This is a genomic window from Sulfitobacter sp. HGT1, from assembly GCF_013282155.1.
Classification (GTDB): Bacteria; Pseudomonadota; Alphaproteobacteria; order Rhodobacterales; family Rhodobacteraceae; genus Sulfitobacter.
On the sequence record NZ_BLWI01000012.1, the window covers coordinates 231,095 to 254,175 of the forward strand.

At 56.1% G+C, this 23,081-nt stretch carries 24 protein-coding genes; 10 read left to right on the plus strand and 14 right to left on the minus strand.

The window, feature by feature from the left end:
- Positions 1-104 precede the first annotated feature (104 nt).
- Positions 105-1,457 carry a cytochrome P450 gene (locus tag HGT1_RS14570; RefSeq protein ID WP_176250676.1) on the plus strand — a complete coding sequence of 451 codons (1,353 nt, stop codon included), beginning with the start codon at positions 105-107 and terminating at the stop codon, positions 1,455-1,457.
- Here the strand turns inward: HGT1_RS14570 and HGT1_RS14575 are convergent.
- The 3 genes from HGT1_RS14575 to parC are packed head-to-tail and all read right to left on the minus strand — an operon-like array spanning position 1,454 to position 6,189.
- Positions 1,454-2,548, minus strand: coding sequence for a M48 family metallopeptidase (locus HGT1_RS14575; RefSeq protein WP_176250677.1), 1,095 nt, complete (start codon positions 2,546-2,548; stop codon positions 1,454-1,456). The two genes, HGT1_RS14570 and HGT1_RS14575, sit on opposite strands and share 4 nt — an antisense overlap.
- Positions 2,545-3,855: a YjgN family protein gene (locus HGT1_RS14580; RefSeq protein WP_176250678.1), complete on the minus strand. Its 1,311-nt coding sequence runs from the start codon at positions 3,853-3,855 to the stop codon at positions 2,545-2,547. The genes HGT1_RS14575 and HGT1_RS14580 overlap by 4 nt, the downstream gene beginning before the upstream one ends.
- 12 nt (positions 3,856-3,867) lie before the next feature.
- Entirely contained in the window at positions 3,868-6,189 is a 2,322-nt protein-coding gene (gene parC / locus HGT1_RS14585) for a DNA topoisomerase IV subunit A (protein WP_176250679.1), read from the minus strand.
- Between the two features lie 207 nt (positions 6,190-6,396).
- On the opposite strand from parC, the gene HGT1_RS14590 reads away from it, so the two are divergent.
- The 6 genes from HGT1_RS14590 to HGT1_RS14615 all read left to right on the plus strand — a co-directional run bounded on the left by HGT1_RS14590 (position 6,397) and on the right by HGT1_RS14615 (position 10,613).
- A complete protein-coding gene (locus HGT1_RS14590; RefSeq protein WP_176250680.1) occupies positions 6,397-7,056 on the plus strand; it encodes an SH3 domain-containing protein in 660 nt (219 codons plus the stop codon).
- 61 nt (positions 7,057-7,117) lie between these two features.
- Positions 7,118-7,945 carry an SDR family NAD(P)-dependent oxidoreductase gene (locus HGT1_RS14595; protein WP_176250681.1) on the plus strand — a complete coding sequence of 276 codons (828 nt, stop codon included), beginning with the start codon at positions 7,118-7,120 and terminating at the stop codon, positions 7,943-7,945.
- Between the two features lie 59 nt (positions 7,946-8,004).
- Positions 8,005-8,211, plus strand: a complete 207-nt coding sequence (locus tag HGT1_RS14600) for a twin transmembrane helix small protein (RefSeq protein WP_176250682.1) — start codon at positions 8,005-8,007, stop codon at positions 8,209-8,211.
- Complete coding sequence (locus tag HGT1_RS14605; RefSeq protein WP_176250683.1) at positions 8,211-8,783, plus strand: cob(I)yrinic acid a,c-diamide adenosyltransferase; 573 nt, start codon at positions 8,211-8,213, stop codon at positions 8,781-8,783. The genes HGT1_RS14600 and HGT1_RS14605 overlap by 1 nt, the downstream gene beginning before the upstream one ends.
- A 145-nt stretch (positions 8,784-8,928) precedes the next feature.
- Positions 8,929-9,687, plus strand: coding sequence for an electron transfer flavoprotein subunit beta/FixA family protein (locus HGT1_RS14610; RefSeq protein WP_176250684.1), 759 nt, complete (start codon positions 8,929-8,931; stop codon positions 9,685-9,687).
- A complete protein-coding gene (locus HGT1_RS14615; protein WP_176250685.1) occupies positions 9,687-10,613 on the plus strand; it encodes an electron transfer flavoprotein subunit alpha/FixB family protein in 927 nt (308 codons plus the stop codon). Before HGT1_RS14610 ends, HGT1_RS14615 begins: the two co-directional genes overlap by 1 nt.
- A 64-nt stretch (positions 10,614-10,677) precedes the next feature.
- Here HGT1_RS14615 and HGT1_RS14620 read toward each other — a convergent pair whose 3' ends face one another.
- Complete coding sequence (locus HGT1_RS14620; protein ID WP_176250686.1) at positions 10,678-11,508, minus strand: DUF6473 family protein; 831 nt, start codon at positions 11,506-11,508, stop codon at positions 10,678-10,680.
- 157 nt (positions 11,509-11,665) lie between these two features.
- Between HGT1_RS14620 and HGT1_RS14625 the strand changes: the two genes are divergently transcribed.
- Positions 11,666-12,541, plus strand: a complete 876-nt coding sequence (locus HGT1_RS14625; protein ID WP_176250687.1) for a 3-hydroxybutyryl-CoA dehydrogenase — start codon at positions 11,666-11,668, stop codon at positions 12,539-12,541.
- Positions 12,542-12,606: 65 nt separating this feature from the next.
- Here HGT1_RS14625 and HGT1_RS14630 read toward each other — a convergent pair whose 3' ends face one another.
- From HGT1_RS14630 to HGT1_RS14660, 7 genes are read right to left on the minus strand one after another with little or no spacing between them, the layout of a single operon-like run.
- Positions 12,607-13,497 (minus strand): lysophospholipid acyltransferase family protein, encoded by an 891-nt coding sequence (locus tag HGT1_RS14630; protein WP_375708110.1) that lies wholly within the window; start codon positions 13,495-13,497, stop codon positions 12,607-12,609.
- Between the two features lie 49 nt (positions 13,498-13,546).
- Positions 13,547-13,816, minus strand: a complete 270-nt coding sequence (locus HGT1_RS14635) for an HPr family phosphocarrier protein (protein WP_176250688.1) — start codon at positions 13,814-13,816, stop codon at positions 13,547-13,549.
- A gap of 12 nt (positions 13,817-13,828) precedes the next feature.
- A complete protein-coding gene (locus HGT1_RS14640) occupies positions 13,829-14,221 on the minus strand; it encodes a PTS sugar transporter subunit IIA (RefSeq protein ID WP_176250689.1) in 393 nt (130 codons plus the stop codon).
- Complete coding sequence (rapZ, locus tag HGT1_RS14645) at positions 14,218-15,111, minus strand: RNase adapter RapZ (RefSeq protein WP_176250690.1); 894 nt, start codon at positions 15,109-15,111, stop codon at positions 14,218-14,220. Before rapZ ends, HGT1_RS14640 begins: the two co-directional genes overlap by 4 nt.
- Positions 15,104-15,547, minus strand: a complete 444-nt coding sequence (locus tag HGT1_RS14650) for an HPr kinase/phosphorylase (protein ID WP_255200214.1) — start codon at positions 15,545-15,547, stop codon at positions 15,104-15,106. Before HGT1_RS14650 ends, rapZ begins: the two co-directional genes overlap by 8 nt.
- Positions 15,548-15,550: 3 nt before the next feature.
- The gene (locus HGT1_RS14655; RefSeq protein ID WP_176250691.1) at positions 15,551-17,263 is read right to left on the minus strand and encodes a sensor histidine kinase; all 1,713 of its coding nucleotides are present in this window, start codon (positions 17,261-17,263) and stop codon (positions 15,551-15,553) included.
- Between the two features lie 8 nt (positions 17,264-17,271).
- Entirely contained in the window at positions 17,272-17,973 is a 702-nt protein-coding gene (locus tag HGT1_RS14660) for a response regulator transcription factor (protein WP_176250692.1), read from the minus strand.
- 357 nt (positions 17,974-18,330) lie between these two features.
- Here HGT1_RS14660 and HGT1_RS14665 point away from each other — a divergent pair, with 357 nt between their 5' ends.
- On the plus strand, positions 18,331-19,929 hold the full coding sequence (locus HGT1_RS14665) for a phosphoenolpyruvate carboxykinase (RefSeq protein ID WP_176250693.1): 1,599 nt from the start codon (positions 18,331-18,333) through the stop codon (positions 19,927-19,929).
- A gap of 59 nt (positions 19,930-19,988) precedes the next feature.
- Here HGT1_RS14665 and HGT1_RS14670 read toward each other — a convergent pair whose 3' ends face one another.
- Both HGT1_RS14670 and HGT1_RS14675 read right to left on the minus strand, forming a co-directional pair.
- Positions 19,989-20,705, minus strand: a complete 717-nt coding sequence (locus tag HGT1_RS14670) for a hypothetical protein (protein ID WP_176250694.1) — start codon at positions 20,703-20,705, stop codon at positions 19,989-19,991.
- A 45-nt stretch (positions 20,706-20,750) separates the two neighbouring features.
- Positions 20,751-21,680, minus strand: a complete 930-nt coding sequence (locus HGT1_RS14675; protein WP_255200215.1) for a LysR family transcriptional regulator — start codon at positions 21,678-21,680, stop codon at positions 20,751-20,753.
- Between the two features lie 153 nt (positions 21,681-21,833).
- Here HGT1_RS14675 and HGT1_RS14680 point away from each other — a divergent pair, with 153 nt between their 5' ends.
- On the plus strand, positions 21,834-22,193 hold the full coding sequence (locus HGT1_RS14680; RefSeq protein ID WP_176250695.1) for a helix-turn-helix domain-containing protein: 360 nt from the start codon (positions 21,834-21,836) through the stop codon (positions 22,191-22,193).
- Positions 22,194-22,197: 4 nt separating this feature from the next.
- Here the strand turns inward: HGT1_RS14680 and HGT1_RS14685 are convergent, their stop codons facing one another.
- Positions 22,198-22,965, minus strand: a complete 768-nt coding sequence (locus tag HGT1_RS14685) for a sulfite exporter TauE/SafE family protein (RefSeq protein ID WP_176250696.1) — start codon at positions 22,963-22,965, stop codon at positions 22,198-22,200.
- Positions 22,966-23,081 lie beyond the last annotated feature (116 nt).

Sequence of the window (23,081 nt, forward strand, 5' to 3'; positions counted from 1 at the left end):
TACTCAAGGCGATACCGCAAGCCCCTCTTGGGTGCAATCTTTTGCCGCGTTTGTAACCGGCACCAGCCATCCTATCTGTGATATGTCTCTGAAAGGCACCCATCATGAGCCAACCGCCCCTTCCTGTCCGCGTTCCTCTTGTGACCAAACCTTTGGGCATTCTGAAAAGCCTGCAAATGGCGCGGCGCAATATCCTGAGCATCATCCCCGCCATCGCGACCAAACAGCCGATGGTGTCGGGCAAAACCGGTAAACGCTGGCATATGGTCGTGGACCCCGCCGCCATCCGCGAGATGCTGCTGGACCGCCTGGATGATTACCCCAAATCCCTCGTGACCAAGAACCTGCTGAAACCCGCCATCGGGGAATCGCTGTTCATTGCCGAAGGCGCGCATTGGCGCTGGCAGCGCCGCGCGGCTGCCCCGGTCTTTTCCCCCCGCAATATGTTGAACCTGGCCCCCATCATGACCGCTGCCGCAGAGCGGTCTTGTGACCGCATCGCCGCCGCTGGCCCCCGCGCAATCAACATGCTGGACGAAATGGTCACGACCACCTTTGACGTGATTTCCGATGTGACGTTTTCGGGCGGCGATACTTTTGACCGCGACGCGGTGCACCATGCGATCGACGATTACATCGCGCAGGCCGGCAAGATCAGCCTTTTCGACGTGCTGGGCCTTCCCGACTGGGTGCCGCGCCCCGACCGGATTTTGTCGGGCAAAGCCCTGAAGGAAATGAAACAAATTGCAGATACTGCTATCGAGGCGCGGGCCAAGCGCGGCCATGACGGCACGCCCGATCTGCTGGACCTGCTGCTTGAAGGGGTCGATCCCAAGACCAAACGGCAGATGAACACCGCCGAACTGCGCGACAACCTGTTGACGTTTATCGTCGCGGGACACGAGACGACGGCCCTGACCCTGTCATGGTCGCTTTATCTGATGGGGTTCGACCAAGACGCCCAGGACAAGGCCCGCGCCGAGGCGCAATCGGTGTTGCAGGGCCGCGCGGCCACCGGCGATGATGTCGAAAACCTGCCCTATATCCGCCAGATCATCGACGAGGCGCTGCGCCTTTACCCCCCTGCGGGGATGATTTCGCGAACAGCACAGAAACCGGACACTTTGGGCGGGCGGGAAATCAGACCGGGCGATACGGTGATCATCCCGATCTACGCCCTGGGCCGCCACGAACAGCTTTGGGATGATCCCGATGCCTTCAAGCCCGAACGGTTCGAGGACCGCAAATCGATTGACCGCTATGCCTATCTGCCCTTTGGCGATGGCCCGCGCATCTGCATCGGGGCCAGCTTTGCCCTGCAAGAGGCGGTTATCATCCTTGCGACCCTGCTATCACGGTTCAAATTCACCGCCGTCAAAGGGAAAGACCCCGAACCCGTGATGATCCTGACCTTGCGCCCGGATGGCGGTGTTTGGCTGACGGCAGAACCGGTCTAATCGCAGATCGCTTGCAGATCGGCCCAAGCGGCATCGTCCAGAATGGCGGCGTAGTCGCGGGTTGCGTCGGCAGCGGCGCGGGCGTTTTCAATGCGGTCCCCAAGGCTGGGGTGGCTTAGAAAATGGTTTAGCAATTCGTTGCCCTCGCCATGTTCGTCGCGCAGCCGTTCAAACATGGTCCCAAGGGCTGCAGGCGAGACATTTGCCGCCTCAAGTCTGGCATAGCCGAAGGTGTCGGCATCGGTTTCGGCCTGCTGGCTGTAGGTCGCACTGATCAGCCGCTCGGTCAGAAACAAGACCGCAGCACCGCCAGCAAAATCCCCGAACAGCAGGCCCAGTATGCCGATTGACCCGGCCGACCGTAATGCATGCCGTGTGGGGTCACGGCTGACCACATGGCCGATCTCGTGGGCCAGTACGGCGGCAACTTCGTCAGGGGTTTTCGCCTGATCAATCAGCCCCTTGAAGATCACGACGAACCCGCCCGGCAGCGCAAAGGCATTGATCATTTCGTGGTCCAGCACCGTGACGCTCAGGCCCTCCAGTGCCCCCTCGCCCGCGTTCAATGCGGCGGTCATCTGCGCCAGTGCCCTGACGCCTGCGGGGTTTTCGCACATGGCCAACGGTGCCATGCCGGTTTCGTCCAACGCGTTGCGGATCTGTTCAAACGTCGCCTCGCCCAAGGCGCGTTCGCCGGCGGGCGGGATGAAAACGGCAAGGCGATCCGCCAGCAACGGCACAAGGACCGTGACCTGAAGCGCCACTGCCGCAACCGCAGCAACGGCCCAGGCGGCCAGTCTACCACGCCCCTTGGGCGGGGCACGCCGCGTGGCATTCGGCAAATATCCAAGCAGGGTTTTGTCGGTGACAAACAGGCGCGCCAAAGGGTCGGTGATCAGCCGCAAACTATAGCTGTTTTTGTCGGCCCCGTCTTGCAGCACACGGATGTCCTTGACGGGCCAGAACAGCGTGCTGCCATCGTCCAGCCCGATTTGCAGGTTCTGGTTGGCAATGTGCAGGCTGACTTCTTCGCTGATCGGGCGATCACCGTCGAAATAGGCAGACCCGAAACCGTTGAACCCTGCGCTCATATCGCAGCCCCCAGGTCCAGCGCTTCGGCAAAGCCTTCGGCCTCGGTGAATTCATCACGGTCGCGCTGGCTGATGACCTGCAAACCATAGCGCTGTGGCAGCGACAGCGTCTTGGTCATGTGACGCATTAAGGGAAAGGTCACGAAAGTGCTGTAAAGCACGTTCCACATCAGGAAAACCGACAGGTAAAACACCGCGACCAATGCCAGCGCCATACCGCAAGGGATATCAACATCTGCACCAAAATCGCCAAATGCGCCGTCCATCATCGCGCTTGGCCCCAGCGTTACAAACGCGAAAATCACCAGCCCGACGATCCCGACCAGCAGCGCCAGATAGGCAATAAAGCTGCCCAGAACATAAATGCTGGCCACGCGCGGGCCGCTTAGCCTTGACTGCAAACTAATCCCTTCGGAGGTTTTATGGTTCGCCATCAGCCGTTTGGAGGCGAAGCGGTAATGGATCGCGCCGTAAAGCAACCCCATGATCCCCAATGGAAAAATTGCCAAACGCTCAGCGCCGACAACCGGAAATGCGGGTACGCCGCCATCCATTATTTCCTCGAATGACCGGGCCACCCCTTCCGCCGTGATGTCTGCCGATACCACGACTGGATCCCACCATAACAGCCAGCCCGCGCCCGCAGCCAAGATCAGAAGCGACACGAAAATCGGAATCGCCGCGCGGTACAGCATTGTCCAACGCCCGTCCTGATGCAGTCGGGCAGAGCCGAAATAGGTGCGGTCAGTGACATATTTTTCAAGCGCAAAGGTCATGCGCGGCCACAGCAGGCCAAGCGTCAGGATGGTCACCGCCCAATGCATCAAAGCGCGCCACGCATAGCCCCAAGCGCCCTTTTCAAGGCCAAACCGCACACCGCGCCAACGGGTGCGGGCCAGAACATAGCGCCGCGCGCGGTACCTTGCATAGAACCAGATCGGGATCACCCCGATCGCGCTTGCCAGATAGCCGACAGATGCGCTGGCAAAAACAGAAAAGCTGACGAACATGACCATCAGATTAACGACGCCGATGTAAAAGGTCAGGACCACTACCGCGATGAAAAACCCCAGCAGTTTTTCCCAAGGGTCGCCCACATATTCCATCGGATGTCCGCCGGGCCGGATCGCGGACCAGAACCAGCGCCGTAACCTTGTCTTCATCCAGAAGCGGTAAAACCCCAGCGTGATGACTGTCAGAAATCCGGTTTTCAACGCCAACCAGAACAGGGCACTGCGTTTACCAACAAACTGAACAGGAAGGCCCTCAGGCCCTGACGCTGGATATGTCAGTGTGGCGTCGGTCATCGGGCAACCCGATTAGCCAAAACGATTGTCCCGCGGGAAACCACGAGGGGCCATGCGCCCCGCGCTGGCACGCTTGCCGGTCCACTCGGTCAGGTCGGCTTCGGTGCGTGTGCGCCCTGCCGGATCATGCCAGCTTAGCCCGTCGGCGCGCATGAAAGTCGTCGCATCAGACATGCCGCCGTCTTTGTATTTTTGCAGCCGCACACCTTTGCCGCGCGCCATTTCGGGCAGTTCGTCCAGACCGAACACAAGCACTTTGCGGTTCTCGCCTACCACGGCAACAGTATCGCCTGCGATGGGGGCGCAGATCATTGCTTTGACATCGCCGCGCACATTCAGAACCTGTTTACCACTGCGGGTCTGCGCCAGAACTTCGTCCTCTGGCACCACGAAGCCATCGCCAGCGGATGACGCCACAAGCAGTTTGCGACCGGCCTTGTGAATGAAAATATCAACAATTTGCACGTCATTGGGCAAATCAACCATCAAACGCAGCGGTTCACCCATGCCACGCCCGCCCGGCAGGGTCGCGGCAGACAAGGTATAAAAACGCCCGTTTGACCCGAACACCAACAAACGGTCGGTCGTTTCGGCGTGAAAGATAAAACGCGGTCCATCGCCGTCTTTGAATTTCAGCTCGCGGTTCAGGTCGATATGGCCGGTCATCGCCCGGATCCATCCCATTTCGGAACAGACGACAGTGATCGGTTCACGGTCGATCATCGCCTCAAGAGGCACCTCTTCGATTTCGCCCGCTTCGGCAAAGGTCGTGCGGCGCTTGCCGATATTCTTGCCGTCCAGCGTCCAGTCTTTGCCGAACTGCTTTTTGGTGGCGCGCAGCTGGTCAATGATGCTGTCCCATTGCAAGGCGTCATTGTCCAACAGGTCCTCAAGACCGGCGCGTTCTTCCATCAATTCGGATTGTTCGCGCAGCAGCTCCATCTCTTCGAGACGGCGCAGCGACCGCAGACGCATGTTCAAAATCGCGTCGGCCTGAACCTCGGACAGGGAATTTTCAGTCGTCGGCGCAGGCGGCACGTAATCGGCTTCGTCCATCGCGCGAACGTGTTTCTTACCCCAATCCTCGGCCATCAAGGCGGCTTTGGGGTCCTCGTCATAGCGGATGATATCAATAACACGGTCAAGGTTCAGGAAGGCGACAATAAAGCCTTCCAACACCTCAAGCCGGTGGTCGATCTTTTCCATCCGGTGGGCCGAACGACGCTGCAATACTTCGCGGCGGTGATCCAGGAAAGCGCGCAGCACTTCCTTCATCGAGCAGACTTTCGGCGTCAGCCCGTCGATCAACACGTTCATGTTCAGCGAAAACCGCACCTCAAGGTCAGAGCTGCGGTACAGCATCCCCATCAACACCTCCGGGTCCACGTTTTTCGAGCGCGGCTCAAGGATCAGGCGGATATCTTCGGCCGATTCGTCGCGGACATCCGCAAGGATCGGTATTTTCTTGAGCTGGATCAGTTCGGCGATCTTTTCGATCAGTTTGGATTTCTGGACCTGATAGGGGATTTCGGTGACGACAATCTGCCATACACCACGCCCCAGATCTTCGACCTCGTAGCGGCAGCGCAAACGAAAGCCGCCCTTGCCCGTGCGATAGGCGTTGGCGATATTTTCCGCCGGCTCGACGATAATCCCGCCGGTGGGGAAATCGGGGCCAGGTACGAAATCAAGCAACTTGTCATCGCCGGCATTCGGAAATTTGATCAGGTGAATACACGCATCCACCAGTTCCGTGATGTTATGCGGCGGAATGTTGGTCGCCATGCCCACGGCAATACCGGACGATCCATTCGCCAGCAGGTTCGGGAATTGTGCAGGCAACACGACCGGTTCGGTCAGCGTGCCGTCATAGTTCTCGCGAAAATCAACGGCGTTTTCGTTCAGCCCTTCCAGCATCGCCTCGGCGACGGCGGTCATGCGGGCTTCGGTATAGCGGCTTGCGGCGGGGTTATCGCCGTCAATGTTGCCAAAGTTACCCTGCCCGTCGACCAGCGGATAGCGCACGTTGAAATCTTGCGCCAAACGGGCCATCGCATCGTAAATCGCCGCATCGCCATGGGGGTGATAGTTGCCCATCACGTCGCCGGAAATTTTGGCCGATTTGCGGAAGCCGCCTGTCGAACTCAGCCGCAGCTCGCGCATGGCATAAAGGATTCGGCGGTGAACCGGCTTTAACCCGTCGCGGGCATCCGGCAATGCGCGGTGCATAATCGTCGACAATGCATAGGTCAGATAGCGGTCACCCAGCGCAATGCGCAGTGGCTCGGACACATTCCGAGGATCAAGCTGTGGCGGGTCGGTAACATCTGACATGAAAGCTGTTTAGCCAAGCGTGCGTGACGCGGCAAGCGGCTGTTTGCATGAAACGGGTGTTGGACGCTATCCAACTGTCACCGTCCTGCAACGTTCTCAAGTTTCTGGGAACCGATAGGCGCAATCCGTGTTAAACTTGATAAAAGAGTATTTTGGAGGATGCCAGCTGCATGGCGTCCGGACCGCTGCTACACTGGGAACGCGACAATGAAACGGTTTATACTGTTGACCTTCGGCTTTTTGGGCTGGGCTTTTTATGAAATGAGCGGCGGCGCTGATTTCGAACCTGCCAGTGCCCAACGCGCTGCAGCTTCGCCTGCTCCGCAAAGCATTGAAACGGCCGAACCAACCCCAAAGGTTGCCTCCCTAGCCCCTCAGGCTGTTGAACAGAAACTTGCCAAAATCGTGCCGGCCGACACAACACCACCCGGGTTTGAGGGTGCCGAAACAATTGCTGTCGCCAAAACGGAAGAGGTAAGCCGGGTATCGGTCAGTCTGACCACCGTGGAAAATGCGGTTATACAGGCCGAGGCCCCGTTGGTGAACGAAGTGAGCCTTGTCCCCGTAAATGCAGGCAGCCTGATATCCAGCCAGGACACACCCGCAATCATTCCCAGCCTGATCACGCCCGATGACACGGGCGCTGCGACCATCAACGCCAGCGGATCGGGCGATTTGCGGTCGGTCGCAGGCAACAGTGTAAATGTGCGCGGCGGGCCGGGCACGGAATACGGCATTGTCTCTCGCCTGACGCGTGGTGAAACGGTCGAAATCATCAGCGATGACGGAAGCGGCTGGGTTCAGATGCGCCCCCTGAACGGTGGCCCCGAGGGCTGGATGGCTGATTTTCTGCTCACCGACAGCTAAGGCGCGTTGCTATCAACACCACAACACGCAATGAAAGGCCTCCAGCATGGGGGCCTTTTTTATGACCGCGAAAACCGTTTTGATGACCGGATGTTCGTCCGGGATCGGATATGCCGCTGCACATGGCATGCGTGCGCGGGGGTGGCGTGTCTTTGCTGCCTGCCGCCAGCAAGCAGACTGTGACCGGCTTGCCGCCGAAGGCTTTGACAGCCCGTTGCTCGATTACACAGACACGGCAAGCATCCACGCGGCATTGAACCATGTGCTGGTCGAGACAGGCGGCACACTGGATGCGCTGTATAACAACGGCGCTCATGGCACACCCGGTGCCGTCGAAGACCTGCCGACAGACGCGCTGCGCGAGATTTTTGAGAGCAATTTTTTCGGCTGGCATGAACTGACCCGCGCTGTCTTGCCGGTCATGCGGGCCCAAGGGCACGGACGGATCGTGCAATGTTCATCGGTGTTGGGTTTTGTCACAATGCCGTGGCGCGGGGCTTATAACTCTACGAAATTCGCGCTCGAAGGGCTGACGGATACGCTCAGAATCGAGATGCGCGACACACCGATCCACATCGTTTTGATCGAACCGGGCCCTGTGACGTCGAAAATCCGCGTGAATTCGATCCCGCATTTCGAACGCTGGATCAACTGGGAGGCATCCCCGCGCAGGGATCAGTATGAAAGCAAGCTCAGAAAACGCCTCTACGAAAGCAGCGGGCCGGACACATTTGAACTGCCCCCCGAAGCCGTCGTGAAAAAGCTGGTTCATGCGTTAGAGGCTCCCAAGCCCCGCCCGCGATATTATGTCACGACCCCGACCTATATTTCGGGCATTTTACGGCGGATATTGCCCACGCGGGCGCTCGACTGGGTCCTGGCGCGGTAAATTCGGGTTGCGCTACGCGTTTGCCCCGCTACATCTGGGCGTAATATAAAGGAAACCCCATGCCTTCAGATCCTCTTTTCATCCTTGTCGTCATCGCGGTGCTGGCCGTTGTGATCATCCTGATCATGGGGCTGGGCGGTTTTGCTGGCGGCGGTGCCTTTAACAAGCGCAATTCGAACAAACTGATGCGCATGCGGATTATCGCCCAGTTTATCGCAGTCGTTTTGATCCTAATTTATGTATATTTCCGTAAGGATGCTGGCTGATGGTCGTTTTGAACAAAATCTACACCCGTACCGGCGACAAAGGCGACACGGCCCTTGGCAATGGATCGCGCGTTCCCAAACATAACGCGCGGGTCGAGGCATATGGCACCGCTGACGAATTGAACTGTTTTGTCGGTGTGGCGCGTCTGGCGGCGACAGGTGAAACGGACATTGCGCTGTCGCGCATCCAGAACGATCTGTTTGATGTTGGCGCAGATTTGTGCCGCCCCGACATGAGCGCCGATGCCAAAGCTGAATACCAGCCCCTGCGCATCGCCCCCGAACAGGTGGACCGGCTGGAACGTGAAATCGACGTGATGAACAAAGAGCTTCAGGCCTTGCGCAGCTTTATCCTGCCCGGCGGTAGCGAACTGGCCGCGCATCTGCATGTCTGTCGCACAGTGGCGCGGCGTGCTGAACGTCTGACCGTTCTGCTGGCGGAACAAGAAGACGTAAACGAGGCCGTCGTGCGCTATCTGAACCGCCTAAGCGACTGGTTTTTTGTGGCCGCCCGTATGGCGAATAACAGTGGCAAGGACGATGTCCTGTGGGTGCCAGGGGCAAATAGATAACAAAAGCAGCTTGAAACGCCGCGTCCAAAGGACGTGAAACGCCGTTTTTTTGCTGTTTTGATCCGAAATGCTTCGTTACACACACGAAGAGTTCAAATGACTTGGGCCAAACTTCCGAGTCGTAAACTGAGGAGAGATAACGCCCATGAAGGTATTGGTACCTGTAAAGCGCGTGATCGACTACAACGTAAAAGTGCGCGTAAAAGCGGACGGCACGGGTGTTGATCTTGCCAACGTAAAAATGTCTATGAACCCGTTCGACGAGATTTCCGTCGAGCAGGCGATCCGCCTGAAAGAGGCCGGTCAGGTTGATGAAATCGTCGTTGTATCCATCGGCGTAAAGCAATCGCAAGAAACACTGCGGACCGCCTTGGCTATGGGCGCTGACCGGGCAATTCTGGTTGTCGCAACCGACGATGTTCACAATGACATCGAACCGCTGGCCGTTGCCAAAATTCTCAAGGCGATTGTGGACGAAGAACAGCCCGGGCTGGTTCTGTGTGGCAAACAAGCGATCGACAACGACATGAACGCAACAGGCCAGATGCTGTCTGCCCTTCTGGGCTGGTCGCAGGCAACCTTTGCTTCCAAAGTCGAAATCGAAGGCGACAACGCCGTTGTCACCCGTGAAGTTGACGGTGGTTTGCAAACGATCAAGGTGTCGATGCCGACAGTTGTGACTGTTGATTTGCGCCTGAACGAACCGCGCTATGCGTCTTTGCCAAACATCATGAAGGCCAAGAAAAAGCCGATGGATGAAAAGACCCCTGCCGATTACGGCGTCGAGGTCGGCAACCGTCTGGAAATCCTGAAAACTGTCGAGCCAGCAGAACGTGCCGCCGGTATCAAAGTTGATAGCGTCGATGCGCTTGTGGCGAAACTCAAAGAAGCGGGGGCTGTGTAATGGCTGTTCTACTCCTTGCAGAAGTAACCGATGGCGAACTGGCGATGGATGCGACCGCAAAAGCGGTCACAGCAGCCAAGCAAATCGGCGACGTAACCGTATTGTGCGCCGGCAGCTCTGCTGCGGCAGCGGGCGAAGCGGCAGCCAAGATCGATGGCGTGTCCAAGGTTATCGTTGCTGAAGACGCATCTTTGGGTCACCGCCTGGCCGAATCGACAGCGGCACTGATCGTGTCGATGGCCGGCGATTACGACCACATCGTTGCCCCCGCCACGACCGACGCAAAAAACGTGATGCCACGCGTTGCGGCGCTGCTGGATGTGATGATCATCTCTGACGCTTCCGGCGTCGTGGATGCAGACACATTCGAGCGTCCGATCTATGCCGGCAACGCTGTTCAGACGGTTAAATCCTCTGATGCGAAAAAGGTTATCACCTTCCGTACATCGACCTTCGACGCGGCCGGAACCGGTGGTTCTGCCTCGATCGAGACGATTTCGGCAGTTGCTGACCCTGGTCTGTCCTCCTGGTTGGAAGATCACGTCGCAGCCAGCGACCGCCCCGAACTGACGTCGGCTGGTGTGGTTGTTTCCGGTGGCCGTGGTGTCGGCTCAGAGGAAGACTTTGCCCTGATCGAGAAGCTGGCGGACAAACTGGGTGCCGCCGTTGGCGCGTCACGTGCTGCGGTCGATTCGGGCTATGCCCCGAACGATTGGCAAGTGGGCCAAACCGGCAAGGTCGTTGCGCCACAGCTTTATGTCGCCGTCGGTATTTCCGGCGCAATCCAGCATCTGGCCGGCATGAAAGACAGCAAAATCATCGTCGCAATCAACAAAGACGAAGAAGCGCCGATTTTTCAGGTTGCCGACTTCGGGTTGGTCGCCGACCTGTTCGAAGCCGTGCCTGAGCTGATCGAAAAGCTGTAAGCCACTTTAGACGCTATTCGCAAAAGGCCCGTCAGAAATGGCGGGCCTTTTCGCATTTGCGCGGTTAGCCAAGCGCCGCAATGGCCTGCGCCACTGCAGCGGCCGCTTCCTCGTGAGCACACACATTGGGGAGCCCCTGCGCGATATGTGCCTCAAGAGGGGTGAAAACCATGCCTTCGGTTCCCTCTTCGCGGGCCGCTTTGGAGGGGACAACGACCACGACACTGGTCACGTAAGGTGATATTTCGTCGATCATTGCCCGTGTCACAAACAACGGGTCCTCCCCAAGTCCATCACAGGGAAGTACGCCCTCGCTCGGGGGGTGATCGGCAAACCATAGCAATATGACCTTGCCTCGCATCTGCCCCACCAGCAGCCGCATTCGGGCAACCCACGCAGATTGCAGTTCTTTATGGATCGTTTCAAACCGGTCCGGGGACACTTTTTTCAGGGTCGTCAGCATGTGCTTGTTAAAGTGAAATTCCGAGAAATCAATTTCCCGATAAATGGTCTTGAGCAAATCAGACGGGGCCACGAACCGGTCATTGCGGCGGGGATGAACCGAATAGAACCGGTTGGTCATGTTTTGCGCGCCCATCACCTGAACCACCGTAATCATCGCCCCGGCCGTCGCCATGGGAATGTAAGGATCACGGGAAAACACATCGATGCCAGCGTTCATGCAGCCAAAGTTGACGCACCGCTGGCCGGTTTCATCCTCTACCAGCTTGGAAAACGGCTTTTCGATGAAACGGCCATAGGTTTCGGTCCCGCCAACGAAGGCAATATACGGGCGGTCAAGCTTGCGCCTTGGCCCCCTGAACAGTAATTTTGACGTGCCATATCTGCACGGCAGATAGTCAAGGGCACCCGGCCCCATCGCAATATAGGTCATTACACCCACCTTTATAAACTCACCCAGAAGCGAAGATGGCCGCAAAGGTTTGCGAAGTGCTTAAAGATTGGATTTGCAAGAACTTGTCATGAATTCGGCCCCTTGCAGGCCCTACCTTGTGCGCCCTATGCTGCGCCCAAACAACAAAGGACAGCGCATGGATATCCAGACAATCGGCATCGTTGGAGCGGGCCAAATGGGCAACGGTATTGCGCATGTTATGGCACTTGCAGGGTACGATGTCTTGTTGACCGACGTCAGCGCAGACGCCTTGCAGGCGGCCATTGACACCATCACCGGCAACCTTGACCGCCAGGTCGGCAGGGGCAAAGTCGCCGAGGCCGATCGCGATGCGGCACTCGCACGTATCAAAACGACCCAAACCCTAAGCGATTTGGGTCAAAGCGATTTGGTGATCGAAGCAGCAACAGAACGCGAAACGGTCAAACAGGCGATTTTCGAGGACCTGATCCCGCATCTAAAACCCACAACGATCCTGACATCCAACACATCGTCGATCTCCATCACGCGGCTTGCCAGCAGGACGGACCGGCCTGAAAAGTTCATGGGGTTCCACTTCATGAACCCCGTGCCTGTGATGCAACTGGTCGAGCTGATCCGCGGCATTGCCACGGACAAGGAAACATTCGCCGCCTGTCAGGCTGTGGTCGACAAGCTGGGCAAAACCGCCGCTTCAGCCGAAGACTTTCCTGCCTTCATCGTTAACCGGATCTTGATGCCGATGATCAACGAAGCCGTCTACACCCTGTACGAAGGCGTCGGATCGGTGAAATCCATCGATAGCTCGCTCAAGCTCGGTGCGAATCACCCGATGGGGCCGCTTGAACTGGCTGATTTTATCGGGCTGGACACCTGCCTGGCCATTATGAACGTACTGCATGATGGATTGGCCGATACAAAATATCGTCCCTGCCCCTTGCTTACCAAATACGTCGAAGCGGGCTGGCTTGGGCGCAAAACCCAGCGGGGGTTTTATGACTACCGCGGGGAAGTTCCCGTTCCTACACGGTGATCAAAACACAAGCGTCTGGGGGCCAGCCCCCAGACCCCCGGGATTTAGACCCATTTGGAATGAGATCAGTCTTTTAGATTGAGTGTATGGTTGCGCAACCAGGCCATGAAGCCGCGCGGGTCATCTTTGAACGCATCGAGTTGCGCATCGGTCAAAGGGTCACCGACGATCGGGCCCTGAGGTTTATTGCAGGCGTGAACGATTTCATGCAGCAAAAGCCCCTGGCGCAGCATGGGCGAAATTTTGTTTGCGATCTGATAGGCGCGGCTGTTGGACCCCGGAAATTTCATCGGGACAACCTGCGCACCTGAACGGCGGATCATTTTCGCTGTAAACACGTTCCACTCGGCTTCGATTGCCGGCCCGAAATAGGTGCCTGATGAGGCAACAACACCGGACGGGAAGAGTGCGACGACCCCCCCTTCCTTGAGGAAGGACATCGCGTTTGCGCGCATTTCCACCCCCTTGCGTTGGGCATCGGGATCATGTGGGAACGGGACGGGGATCATGTAACTGCCAGCGACTTCGTCAATTGAAGTGAGCAGTGAGCGGGTCAAAATCCGGTAATCCGGGCGTACGCGGCCAATCAGATCCGCAAAGATCATGCCATCCACCATGCCGTGCGGATGGTTCGCGACCACGATAACGGGCCCTGATTTCGGGATCCGGTCCAATTGGTGTTGCGGCGTCGTCAGATCGATGCCCATCGTATCAAGGGCCGCCCGCCAAAAGCCCTGCCCGACGGGTGCGCCGTTTTTCTCGAACTTGCGGATCATACGTAAAATAGCAAACTTGCCGGTGAAAAGCTCGATCAGGCTGATGACACGTGACTTGACCGGATGATCAAAGGTCGACGCATAAGACAGGCTGCGGCGATCATATTTGGTGAAAGAGACGGTATCCACATCCCTTTCGCCCACTTGCCGCGCTTGGATGGAGTGCGTTTCATCGATCAAATCGAAGGGCCCCTGACGCTAATCTGTTCATCCGCATATCCTCGAGACCCTAGTGGCCTTCGCCGAATTTGTCGGCCACCAGGACTGTCAATGCCTCGGCAAGTGCATCCTGATCGGGGCCAGAGGTCTGCACATCAATGGTTGTCCCCTTGGAGGCTGCCAGCATGAGCAATCCCATGATACTGTCCCCGGAGGCGGACATGCCGTCCTTGCTGACCTCTGCACGGGCGTCGAACGCTTCGACGACCTCGACCAGCTTGGCAGACGCGCGGGCATGCAGCCCTTTTTCGTTGACGATCTTCAGTGAAACTTGGGTCATCTCGGGGCCTTGCTATCCTGCACTGACATTTTGGCTGTCAATATATTTTCGACCCGCAGCAAGCGCTGCGCGCACCGCTTCGGGAACATCGAGGTCGCGTGATTTGGCCAGCTTGATCAGCATCGGCAAATTGGCACCATAGATAATGCGCCGGTCATCCGGGCGACAGGCCATCAAACTGAGGTTGGAGGGGGACCCGCCGAACAGATCCGTCACGACCACAACCCCGTCGCCTGTGTCGACCGCGTTGGCGGCTTCGCAGATTTCCTGCTCTTTCGCTGCCCGGTCATGATCTGCGGCAATCGAGATCGCGCGGACACCATTTTGGGACCCAACGACATGTTCGATCGCGGCCAAGTATTCTTTGGCCAGCCCCCCATGTGCTACGATTACAATCCCTATCAACGCGCCGTCTCTTCCCGCTTTTTCTGATCCAGTTCGCGGTGCCTAATTGACACCTGCCAGCCCGCTTCCGCAAGACTGAAAGCGTGGGCTTCGGCCAAAGTCACCGAACGATGTTGCCCGCCCGTACACCCAAACGCGATTGACATGTGGGATTTCCCTTCTGACTTGCAAGCGGGCAAAATCAAAAGGCTTAGGTCGAGGACCTGTTTCGCGAAAGTCTGATACAGCGGGTCTTGCTTGACGTAGGCCTGAACAGCCTCGTCCGTGCCATTCAAGCCCCTCAGTCTCGGCTCCCAAAAGGGGTTTCGCAGAAACCGGCAATCAAAGACCATATCGACGCTGCGCGGCAGGCCCCGTTTGTAAGAAAAGGATTGAACGGAAACACTCAGGTGGTGGGACCCGCCAGCCGCGAACCAATGTTCGACTTCTTCGCGAAGCTGGTGAATGTTGAGATCGCTTGTATTGATCAGGATATCGGCCTGGGCACGTACCGCCGCAAGGAGCTCTTTTTCAATCCTGATCCCTTCAGAGGGTGCATCCGACAGGGCTAACGGATGACGCCTTCGGGTTTCCGAAAAGCGTTGCAGCAACACATGTGTCGCGCAATCCAGATACAGCAGTTCCACCTGTATCTCTGGGCGCGCACGCATCTTGGCGATGACGTCGTTTACCGTATCGGTCGAGAAATCGCGATTTCTGGGATCAATTCCCAAAGCCATTGGTCGTATCTGGTCGGGCGCATCAAGCAAGGCCAACAACATCCGCAAAGGAATGTTATCAATCACCTCAAAACCTGCGTCCTCAAGAACGTTAAGGGTAGAGGAACGGCCGGCACCCGCAGGTCCGGTCACCAAAACAACGCGTCTGATTTTTTTGATGGGATCACTCATTGCGCTGTGGTTGCATATTCTTGAGGAAGAGTAAAAGGGCCGCTGCGAACTGTGGCCCATCAATTTTGTGTAAACACGGCAAGCTATGCCCGATCAGCTCTATCCGGTGAGGCTCGGGGAGCCGCTCTTGTTCATTGCGCCCCATATCAACAGCCAGACAGATTGGGACGTCACGGTCAAAAGGCACGGTCAGAATTCCCACACCCCTTGCTTCAATCATGCCAGCAATCGTGGGCGGGCAATTCGCGATCAAACCTTGCGGCGTCAGTGTCAGCCTTGTTTGGTCATCAGAGACCAAGACAGCGCCCAGTGCCAAAAGTTGCAACGCCAGCGCGGATTTCCCGGAACCGGAAGGCCCCAAAATGATAAGCCCACGGCCATCAAGGCTCACCGTTGTCGCGTGAATAGTCTGTTCATCTGTGGGCAGGTCAGCCACGTCTTAGATGGGCAAGCCTACGACAAAGCGCGCGCCAAGCGGCTCTGACGTGATATCTGCCTCGGTTGGACGAATGTTTTCAGCCCAGATAACACCGCCATGTGCCTCGACGATCTGTTTTGAGATAGCCAGGCCAAGGCCCGAGTTATTGCCGAAATGTTCGTCGGGCCGCTGGGAATAAAACCGTTTGAAGATCTTGGACAGGGCCTGATCGGGGATACCGGGACCTGTGTCTTCGACAACGACAAGGACACGGTTTTCACGCTTGCGCGCCCAAACACGGATCGCGTCACCATCCTCGCAAAAGGATGCAGCGTTGGTAATCAGGTTAACGAACACCTGGGCCAGCCGAGCCTCCAGCCCATGGACGATGATCGGCTCACTGGGCAGATCCGTGATGAAATCGATGCCTTTCTTTCGAGCATCCTCGCCCAGATATTGCGCCAGATTACCAATCATCGAGAGGAGATCGAACGGTTCTTCCTCTTCTTTGACCAATTCACTGTCCAAACGCGACGCGTTTGAAATGTCGCTGACCAACCGGTCAAGCCGCCGCACATCGTGGTCGATAACATCCAGAAGCTTGTCGCGCTGGTCTTCGCGCTTGATCAATCGCAGCGTCCCAACAGCAGAACGCAAGGACGCGAGCGGATTTTTAATTTCATGCGCCACATCAGCCGCAAACTGTTCGTTGCCGTCAATTCGGTTATAAAGCGCCGATACCATCCCGCGCAATGCGCCAGAGAGCCTGCCGATTTCATCAGGGCGGGCGGTCAGATCGGGAATGCGGATGCGGCCGGGGTTCATTTTCCGCGCATCTTTGTCACGACCCAGTTCGGCCGCCGCAGCCAGATCGGCCAGCGGATTGGCGATCGTCGAGGCCAACACAAGGCTGAGACCGATAGAAACGAGAGTCGCGATCACGAACATTTGCAGCACGCGTTCGCGTTCGCCGTGGACAAGCTTGTCGATTTCACCGGCAGCAGAGGTGACAGCAACGACGCCAATTGGCACGCCGTTTTGCGAAATTGGCGTGGTCACGGTAAACAAAGTGCCGCCCACTGCATCAATATTGTTATGAATTTGTGTTCCGCTGCCAAGCGATCCTGCGACCATCGCCTTCAACTGATCCTCAATCAACAAGACGTCGGCAGGTGCGCTCTCACCAAACGGATGAGATACCTTTGACCAAAGCCAGCTCAGCCCGTCCGTCAAAAGCGTTTTTCTGGGCTGGCCGCCTGCCGCCTTGGGCGAACGCCCTTCAGACCGCGCCAAAAGGCTGCCGTCAGGGGCATAAACGAATACTTCGATGCCACTGCGCAGGTCCAGCCGCTCAAGGCTCGCGGCCGTATCAACGGGGGCATTCGTCGCCAGATCGACAATCCCATCTGCCGGCAACTGCGCCTCGAAGATATCCGCGATCAGTTCCGCTTCGGATACCAGGGACGCGCCCCGTTGGACCGCAAGGCTGTCGCGAGAGGAGTTGAGGTACAAGATACCCGCAACCAGAACATTCAACGCAATGAGGTTAAATGTAATGATTTTGCGCGTAAGCGGCGACCCCCGCAAAGAAAACAGCCCCCGACGTGCACGGTGACTACGCAATTCATCGGTCGCGGTTTTGTCCGGGGCGACCCAATCGTCGCCCAGCACAACATCGCCGTCCCGAACATTGGTGGCCGTGTCTCGCACAAAATTCCTCTCGGCAATCGCCATGCTTCAGATCAATCCTCGTTATATCTGTAGCCGATACCGTAAAGCGTCTCAATCGCCGAGAACGAGTCGTCGGCGGTGCGCATCTTCTTGCGCAGGCGTTTGATGTGGCTATCGATGGTGCGGTCGTCGACGTAAACCTGATCGTCATAGGCCACATCCATCAACTGATCGCGCGATTTCACAAATCCCGGACGCTGCGCCAAGGCCTGCAACAGCAGGAATTCGGTAACCGTCAAGGAAACGTCGTTACCCTTCCAGCTGACCGCATGGCGAAGCGGGTCCATCCGCAGATCGCCGCGGTCGATAACCTTGGTCTCTTCGGTATCGCCGACTTCATTCGTCTCAACGGCTTCCTGGCGACGCAGAAGCGCGCGGATGCGTTCAACTAACAGTCTTTGGCTAAAGGGTTTTTTGACATAGTCGTCGGCCCCCATGCGCAGACCAAGCACCTCGTCGATCTCGTCATCTTTGGATGTCAGGAAAATCACCGGCATTGCCGTCTTCTGGCGCAACCGCTGCAACAAATCCATGCCATCCATCCGGGGCATCTTGATATCCAGTACCGCCATGTCCGGAAGCTTCTTGTTGAAAGCGTCCAGCGCGGCCTGACCATCGTTATAGGTTTCTACCTCGAAACCTTCGGCTTCTAGAGTCATCGAAACTGACGTCAGGATATTCCTGTCGTCATCCACCAATGCAATTCTGGACATCGCCTGTTTCCTTATACTGCTCAATTATCATTTTTTCTTTTACTGATCATCAATTTGCAGCGCCGAATCAATCCCAAACTGCGAATCACCCCAGCTTCCGGCCCTAATTCCGCCATAATTTAGTTAGGAATGACTAAATTGCCGCACTTGATGTGTCATAAATGCAAAACATGCCTTTGCGTAAACCCGCTCGTTTTGGCGGCCGGCTCACAAAGAAGGGGATGATGGCGCTAACTGCGTCAAAGCCGCCTGTTCATATTGTAAATTGACGTGCTAAGAGGCCCCTACGGTCGATCAGACCAAGCATTTTGTGCACTAACTGGCGTCAAATCCCGACGCAGCTACAGGAGACATCACATGACATTAGGCCGCGTAAATCCGCAATTCCGCCTCGAAGACCAAGGCATGAGCGGGCTAGGTAATGTCTATTACAACATGATCGAACCTGCGCTGGTGGAAGCCGCGCTCAAGCGCGACGAGGGGACATTGGGCAAAGGTGGCGCGTTTCTGGTCACAACCGGAAAGTTCACAGGCCGGTCCCCCAAGGATAAACATGTCGTAAAAACCGACAGCGTTGCCGATACGATCTGGTGGGAAAACAACGCCGCAATGTCACCCGAAGGGTTTGACGCGTTGCACAAAGACATGCTGGCCCACATGCAGGGCCGCGATTACTTTGTGCAGGATCTGGTAGGCGGCGCTGACCCGAAACACGCAATCAACGTGCGGATGGTAACCGAGCTGGCCTGGCACGGCCTGTTTATCCGCCACATGCTGCGCCGCCCCGAGCGGGAGGCGCTGAACGACTTCATCGCTGACTTTACTGTCATCAACTGCCCCAGTTTCTCGGCCGATCCCGCCAAGCATGACTGCCGGTCCGAAACCGTGATCGCGATGAACTTTGACAAAAAGCTGATCCTGATCGGCGGCACTGAATACGCGGGCGAAAACAAAAAATCCGTCTTTACCCTGCTGAACTATCTGTTGCCGGAAAAAGGCATCATGCCAATGCACTGCTCGGCCAACCACGCCACAGGCAACCCGGTCGATACGGCTGTGTTCTTTGGTTTGTCGGGAACGGGCAAAACCACCCTTTCCGCCGACCCGGGCCGCACCCTGATCGGCGACGACGAACACGGCTGGTCAAACAACGGCACGTTCAACTTTGAAGGGGGATGTTACGCCAAGACCATCAACCTGAGCCGTGAAGCAGAGCCCGAGATTTACGCCACGACCGAAAAATTCGCCACCGTGATCGAAAACATGATCTTTGACGAAGAGACCAAAGAGCTCGACTTTGACGATGATTCACTGACCGCAAACATGCGCTGCGCCTATCCGCTGCACTATATCTCCAATGCATCGGCCAAGGCGACGGGCGGTCATCCCAAGAATATCATCATGCTGACCTGCGATGCATTCGGCGTCCTGCCCCCCATCGCACGGCTGACACCTGCACAGGCGATGTACCACTTCTTGTCCGGGTTCACCTCCAAAGTCGCGGGCACCGAGCGCGGCGTAACCGAGCCCGAGCCAACATTCTCCACCTGCTTTGGCGCACCGTTCATGCCCCGCCGCCCCGAGGTATATGGCAACCTGCTGCGCGAAAAAATCGCAACCCATGGCGCGACATGCTGGCTGGTGAACACCGGCTGGACCGGCGGCGCTTATGGCACGGGCAGCCGTATGCCAATCAAGGCGACACGCGCGCTTTTGACAGCGGCCCTTGAGGGCGCGATGGCAGATGTAGAGTACCGCAAAGACGCGAATTTCGGCTTTCAGGTCCCCGTATCGGTGAACGGCGTTGCCGACATCTTGCTGGACCCACGTCGCACATGGGACAACCCTGAGTCGTACGATCGCCAGGCCGCGAAGCTGGTCAAAATGTTCTCGGAGAACTTTGAACAATATATGCCTTACATCGACGAAGACGTGAAAGCCGCCGCAATCGGTTGATCGTCAGGCGATGAGAAACAAAAAAGAGCCGCAGATTTCTGCGGCTCTTTTTTGTTGGATCAGGCGGCCAGTGCCTCGATTTCCTGCAACGGCATTTCTAACAAGAAGCGAATGTCTTCGTTGCTAAGATAACTGAGAAATCCTTCAAGCGGGGTATCATTTCCTTTACGATACCAGCGTAAACTTCCAGGCTCGTTATGCATATAGCCCATGCGCTCAGCAAAGCCCTTATACGCCACCGCCTTTGCCATGAAGCCAAATAGATAGTCCGGCTGCCAGCGATCCATTGCGACCATCATTCCATAGCGCGCCAAAACGGTAGAGAGGCCCGTACCACGATATCTATTCGCATCGCCGCCCATCCAGACTTCACCATGGTAGACGACCGTACCACGAATGCGGTGCGCCCCAGGGCCAGCACGATAACGCGACCGATCCAAGTCAAGGTCGGGTATTGCTGGTGGAAATTCACGAAAGCCCTGCAACATGTATTGGCTTAGCGCCCGCCCCTTCATTCTCAATGTCTTTGCGGCCTGCGTATGCATGAGGGTGCCAGTATCGTCCCGGGCGACCAGCCAGAACGCATTGCCCTCGTTCAAGTTGTGCAAAGTTGGATCAAAAGGTGCGCCAATCACCTGCTGGGGGCGCTCTTCCTCGAGGATTTTTGAATAGGCCTTAAAATCAGTTCCTACAGATACAGAAATACGGTTTTGAAGCAAAATGTCTTGGCTTGAGGCGAGAAAATGCGCGCCCTCATTCATCATTTGGATCGACATAGCTGGTTCCTTTGCAGACTCATCTCTGCCAAGGTTAGCGCAATTTTATTTCTTCTGCTCGTATTTTGCTAAATTTGTGGAAAATGTCGAATTCACCTCCTGAGGGAAGTCATCCAAATCAATATTTTCGATACCGGATATATTCACGTTTCGATCGGGCTGAACGACAGCGATCAATGCAAATGATCCGTCAGGAAATCTACCTGCCATCATAAGCCGTTTATAACTAATGGGAATTAATTCCCCATCTTCCTCTCTAGGAACAACGGTTGATATGTGGTCCAATCGAACACTGCGCGTATGCAGCACCTCTGTGTAAGGCTGCTCTATCAGCGATGCAAAGTCCTCCCCTCCGGGCATTTTTCCGATTGACCGACCAATGCTGCTCCGCGCCTTGGTCAAACCAAACCATTTTACGTAGAATGATTCTTCGCCAAACTCCACGGAAATCCAGCCCGCTTGCGTCGGTCGGTACACGATGAAATATGGTCGCACATGCGCCATTGCTTCGTGTTCAAGATACCCGCCTGCTAAGGTCCAACCTCTCAAGGATTCTCGCAGAAGGGGCGCTTTGGAGTCGAAAATATCGCTAAGCGGATTTTGCTGCTGGTGGAAATACCATTCTTGTCCGACATTTTTTGAAACGCGCTGAAGGTGGCCGATTTGGGTTGTGCTTCCCTCCAGCCAGTTTCTTGATCTGGCAATCAAATCGCGAGCGTCTTCAAGCATTTCATTGCCTTCAGAGGTAATTTCGTACCTTCGGTCATTGACAATGAACAATTGACGACCCGTCAATTCCTCCAAAAGACTGATGTGCCGCCTGACTGTTTGGCGGGTACTTTCCAGCTGTAAAACCGCCTGACTGAGGTTGAGCGTATCAGCCAAGGTGACGAAGGACCGGATCATTTCGTACAGCAAGGCAGGCGCTTTCACGCGCTGGCTTTCCGGAGCTGCGATTGTTGATTCTTTATTCATGATGGCTCTATGGTAAATTAATAATACGTTAATGTCTTATAGATAACACATACAGGGTGAATTGATAACCACAAATTGAACGAAACTACCCAATTGATCGGAATACGAGTTCTAGCGATGAATAAGTAACGACAACCAGAGGTATTAGTGAATATGTCCCATCCCGTAGATGTCCACGTAGGAAAAAAGCTGAAGCAAATCCGCACCCTACGTCGCCTATCTCAGACAGATGTTGCCAAGCAGCTTAATCTGTCTTTCCAGCAAATCCAAAAATATGAAATCGGATCAAACCGCGTTGCTGCCAGCCGTCTTTTTGAACTGTCTCTTATTTTAGACGTTGCACCATCGTACTTTTTCGAAGGTCTGCACGATAACACAAATGATGCGCCCAAAAGCGATCCGAGCGTTGAAATCGTAAGCGCATTGGCATCGATCAAGGATGACGCCGTCAAATCGCGTATCGTGACATTCATCGAAGACGTTTCCGGCGTCACCGTTGCGCGCCAAGGCTAGCGCGTCAGCCCATCAGGCCCCGGCGCACCAAGTTCACGCCGGCAATTAAAAGAATGACAAGCGTCGCTTTGCGAAACGACGCCTGATCGATTCGATCCATGATCTGGCTGCCGAGCCACATTCCGGCAAGTGCAGGCACGATCATGGCGATTGAAAACGGGACGGTCTCGGACCGCAAGACGCCTGATCCGAAATGCGCAAACAACAGTGCAACCGCGCCAAGCCCGTAAATAACCCCCTGAACCCGCATCTGATCTTGCTTTGCTGTGCCAAGCGCCGTCAGATATGCGACCGTTGGTGGCCCCCATACACCCGACACACCGCCCACAGCACCGGCAAAACCGCCGACAAGCACCTCAACCTTGGTTGATCGCTGCGCAAGCGTGAATGACCGCCCGCTGAGCTGCCAAAGGGCAAACAGCGTAATCGGCACCCCGATCACCAGTACCATCACCTGCGTTGGCAAAAAACGTACCATTTGTGCAGATAACACCAGCATTATTCCCCCGGATATCAGGAACACCTTAAACATCCGTGTAGATGCCCAGGCCGCCTGCACCCCCTGCCGCAATGCCTGAAACAGGTTTGTGGCCACGGTCGGGAATATCAGCCCTGCCAACGCCAGCTCTGGCGGCAAAAAGAGGGTAAGACCGGAAATCAGGACCAAAGGCATCGCGAATCCCACGACCCCCTTAATAAACCCCGCCACAAGCGCGATACCAAAGGCAAATACCATCTGCTGCGGTGTCAGAAATGCAAAAAATATATCCATAATGCTCTCATATCAGCTGTATTAGCGAACGCACGAAAAATTCATCGCGCAATTTTCAACCAAATTGACGCATTGAAACGTATCTTTATTGTGCTGCACCTGCGAAAGGAGTATCC